The following is a 3338-nucleotide window of genomic DNA, read 5'->3' as shown; positions in this document are numbered from 1 at the left end:
CGCCTGCGCGTCGTGGCGAACATGGCGGTCGGCTACAACAATTTCGACATGGCCGCGTTCAACGCGGCGAACGTGCTCGGCACCAACACGCCCGACGTGCTGAACGAGTCGACCGCCGATTTCGGCTGGGCGCTGATGATGGCCGCGGCACGCCGGATCGCCGAATCCGAGCACTGGCTGCGCGCCGGCCACTGGCAGAAGTGGGCGTACGACGGCTTCCTCGGCAGCGACATTTACGGCTCGACGCTCGGCGTCATCGGGATGGGGCGTATCGGCCAGGCGCTCGCGCGCCGCGCGCGCGGCTTCGGGATGCAGGTGATCTATCACAACCGGTCGCGGGTCGCGCCCGAGATCGAGGCCGAGCTGAATGCCGAATACGTGTCGAAGGATGCACTGCTCGCCCGTGCCGATCACGTCGTGCTCGTGCTGCCGTACACGAAGGAGAACCATCACACGATCGGTGCGGCCGAACTCGCGAAGATGAAGCCCACCGCGACGCTGACCAACATCGCGCGCGGCGGGATCGTCGACGACGCGGCGCTGGCCGTCGCGCTGCGCGACGGGACGATCGCCGCGGCCGGCCTCGACGTGTATGAAGGCGAGCCGACGGTCCATCCGGCACTGCTCGAGGTACCGAACGTCGTGCTGACGCCGCATATCGCGAGCGCGACCGAAAAGACGCGCCGCGCGATGGCGAACCTCGCCGCCGACAACCTGATCGCCGCGCTGGGCGAGGGGCCGAGCGCGGGGCAGCCGCCGAATCCGATCAACCCTGATGTGATCGGGAAGCCGCGCGCATGACGATGACGTTGTTGCTTGCGGCGGTCGTCGTGCTGGCCGTCGCGCTTGCCGTGGCGATCGTCGCGCTCGTGCGTGGCGGTGGCCACCACGACGATGCGGCGGTACTGGGTGACCAGATCGAGGACGCCGCGCATGCGCAGGCGCGCGCGGTCGAGCGGCTCGAACGCGAATTACGCGGCGAGATCGTCGAGAACGCGCGTGGCTCGCGCACCGAGTTGGCCGGCAGCTTCGCGCAGCTCCAGCAGACGCTCGCCGCGCAACTGACGAGCGTGGCGACCGTGCAGAACAACCAGATCGAGGGTTTCGCGCAGCAGCTCGGCAAGCTCGTCGCCGGCAATGCGCAGCAGTTCGACGCGATGCGCGAGAACACGCAGCGCCACGCGCAACAGGCGCGCGAAGAGCAGACGGGTGCGCTCAGGCTGTTTGGCGACACGTTGAACCGGCAGCTCACGCAACTGACCGAAGCGAACGACCGCCGGATCGGCGAGGTGCGCGCGACGCTCGAACAGCGGCTGAAGGAAATCGAGACGAACAACGCGGCGAAGCTCGAGGAGATGCGCCGCACCGTCGACGAGAAACTGCACGCGACGCTCGAGCAGCGGCTCGGCGAATCGTTCAAGCTCGTGTCGGACCGGCTCGAGCAGGTGCATCGCGGGCTCGGCGAGATGCAGACGCTCGCAGCCGGCGTCGGCGACTTGAAGAAAGTGCTGACCAACGTGAAGACGCGCGGCACCTGGGGCGAAGTGCAACTCGAGGCGCTGCTCGAACAGATGCTGACGCCCGAGCAGTACGCGAAGAACGTCGCGACGGTGCCGAAGAGCAGCGAGCGCGTCGAGTTCGCGATCCGGCTGCCGGGGCGCGATGCCGGCACGCGCGATGCACCGCCCGTGTGGCTGCCGATCGACGCGAAATTCCCGCGCGAAGACTACGAGCGGTTGATCGATGCGCAGGAGCGTGCCGATGCGGTGGCGGTCGAGGAAGCGGCCCGCGCGCTCGAAGCGCGCGTGCGGCAGGAGGCGCGCACGATCGCCGAGAAGTACGTCGCGCCGCCGCACACGACCGATTTCGCGTTGCTGTTCCTGCCGACTGAAGGGCTCTATGCGGAGATCCTGCGTCGCCCGGGGCTGACCGACCTGCTGCAGCGCGACTATCGCGTGACGGTCGCCGGCCCGACGACGCTCACCGCATTGCTGAACAGCTTGCAGATGGGTTTCCGTACGCTCGCGATCGAGCAACGGTCGAGCGAGGTGTGGCAGGTGCTCGGCGCGGTGAAGACGGAGTTCGGCAAGTTCGGCGACGTGCTCGCGCGCACGAAGTCGCAGCTCGAAACGGTTACGCGCTCGATCGAGGCTGCCGAGCAGCGCACGCGCGTGATGAACCGCAAGCTGAAGCAGGTCGAGGCGTTGCCGGGTGATACGGCGGCCGGGCTGCTCGGCTCGGAAGGTAACGACGGCGCCGACGCGGACGACGCATGACGTACACGGCCGACATCGGCCTGAAAGCAAAAACGGGCGCCGCGGCGCCCGTTTTCTTTTGCAGCACTTGCCGGCGTGGCCGGCCCGCGGTCAATGTCCGGCGAGCGTATCCAGCGCGTCGCCCGTGACGCGCACGATGCGCCAGTCGGGCAGCACGGTTGCGCCCATCTTTTCGTAGAAATCGATCGCAGGCTGGTTCCAGTCGAGAACCGACCATTCGAAGCGCGCGCACCGGCGTTCGACGGCCAATGCCGCGAGGTGACGCAGCATCGCGGTGCCGAGGCCCGTGCCGCGCTGCGACGGCTGCACGTACAGATCCTCGAGATAGAGGCCGCGACGGCCGAGGAACGTCGAATAATTGTGGAAGAACAGTGCATACGCGACGATCGCGCCGTCGCGTTCGGCCACTCGCGCCTCGGCAGCAGGGTGCGCGCCGAACAGTGCGTCGGCGAGATCGGCCTCGGTCGCGACGAACAGGTGCGTGAGCTTCTCGAACTCGGCCAGTTCGCGCATCAACGCGAGGATCGCGCCGACGTCGCGCGCTTGGGCCGCGCGGATCAGCGGTGTGCCGCTCACGCTTCCTCCGGCGGATCGGACAGCACGATCTCGATGCCGCCGAAGCGCGATGCGACCCAGTTGTACGCGTGGCATGCGATCCACAGCAGCACGAAGCCGAGGATGGCGTTCAGCAGCAGCGCGCTCAGGATCGTGCTCAGCTCGACCATCCCGTAGCGGATGTACGCGACGAGAATGCCAAGCAGCACGATCGGCACGCTGAACGTCAGGTAGACGAGGATCAGCGCCTTTGCGGTTTGCCCCGCGGCGATCGACGAAATTTGTTTCTTCATGTGCGGATTGCCCCCGTAGAGATATACCGATAGTGGAATTCAGATCAGGCCGTCGAGCGGCAGGATGTCGACCGGGGTGCCCGCGTCGACTGCCGCGGTATCGTGGCCCAGGACGATGAAACAGTTGGCGGCCGAGAGGCCGCTCAGCGATGCGGAACTCTGCGAGCCGGCCGGTGCGACGTGCCAGCGGCCGTCGTCGGCGCGTGTCGCGATG

The 3338-nt window shown here is 67.4% G+C and carries 4 protein-coding genes and 1 pseudogene; 2 read left to right on the top strand and 3 right to left on the bottom strand.

Annotation, left to right across the window (positions count from 1 at the left end; translation table 11 throughout):
* A partial coding sequence (locus JYJ84_RS32090; RefSeq protein WP_205189958.1) for a D-glycerate dehydrogenase occupies positions 1-801 on the top strand: 801 nt, incomplete at its 5' end.
* On the top strand, positions 798-2276 hold the full coding sequence (gene rmuC, locus JYJ84_RS32085) for a DNA recombination protein RmuC (RefSeq protein WP_175221289.1): 1479 nt from the start codon (positions 798-800) through the stop codon (positions 2274-2276). The genes JYJ84_RS32090 and rmuC, both read left to right, overlap by 4 nt.
* Positions 2277-2366: 90 nt before the next feature.
* Here the strand turns inward: rmuC and JYJ84_RS32080 are convergent, their stop codons facing one another.
* The 3 genes and pseudogenes from JYJ84_RS32080 to JYJ84_RS32070 all read right to left on the bottom strand — a co-directional run.
* Entirely contained in the window at positions 2367-2852 is a 486-nt protein-coding gene (locus tag JYJ84_RS32080; protein WP_043181945.1) for a GNAT family N-acetyltransferase, read from the bottom strand.
* Entirely contained in the window at positions 2849-3124 is a 276-nt protein-coding gene (locus tag JYJ84_RS32075; protein ID WP_006476519.1) for a hypothetical protein, read from the bottom strand. The genes JYJ84_RS32080 and JYJ84_RS32075 overlap by 4 nt, the downstream gene beginning before the upstream one ends.
* A gap of 39 nt (positions 3125-3163) precedes the next feature.
* Positions 3164-3338 (bottom strand): annotated as a pseudogene (locus JYJ84_RS32070) (molybdopterin molybdenumtransferase MoeA); the annotation flags it as partial.

Origin of the sequence: Burkholderia sp. LMG 13014 (assembly GCF_905232215.1) — a bacterium.
Taxonomy (GTDB): domain Bacteria; phylum Pseudomonadota; class Gammaproteobacteria; order Burkholderiales; family Burkholderiaceae; genus Burkholderia.
Note: the sequence above shows the minus strand (reverse complement) of the source record. Positions and strands in the feature narration are given on the sequence as shown.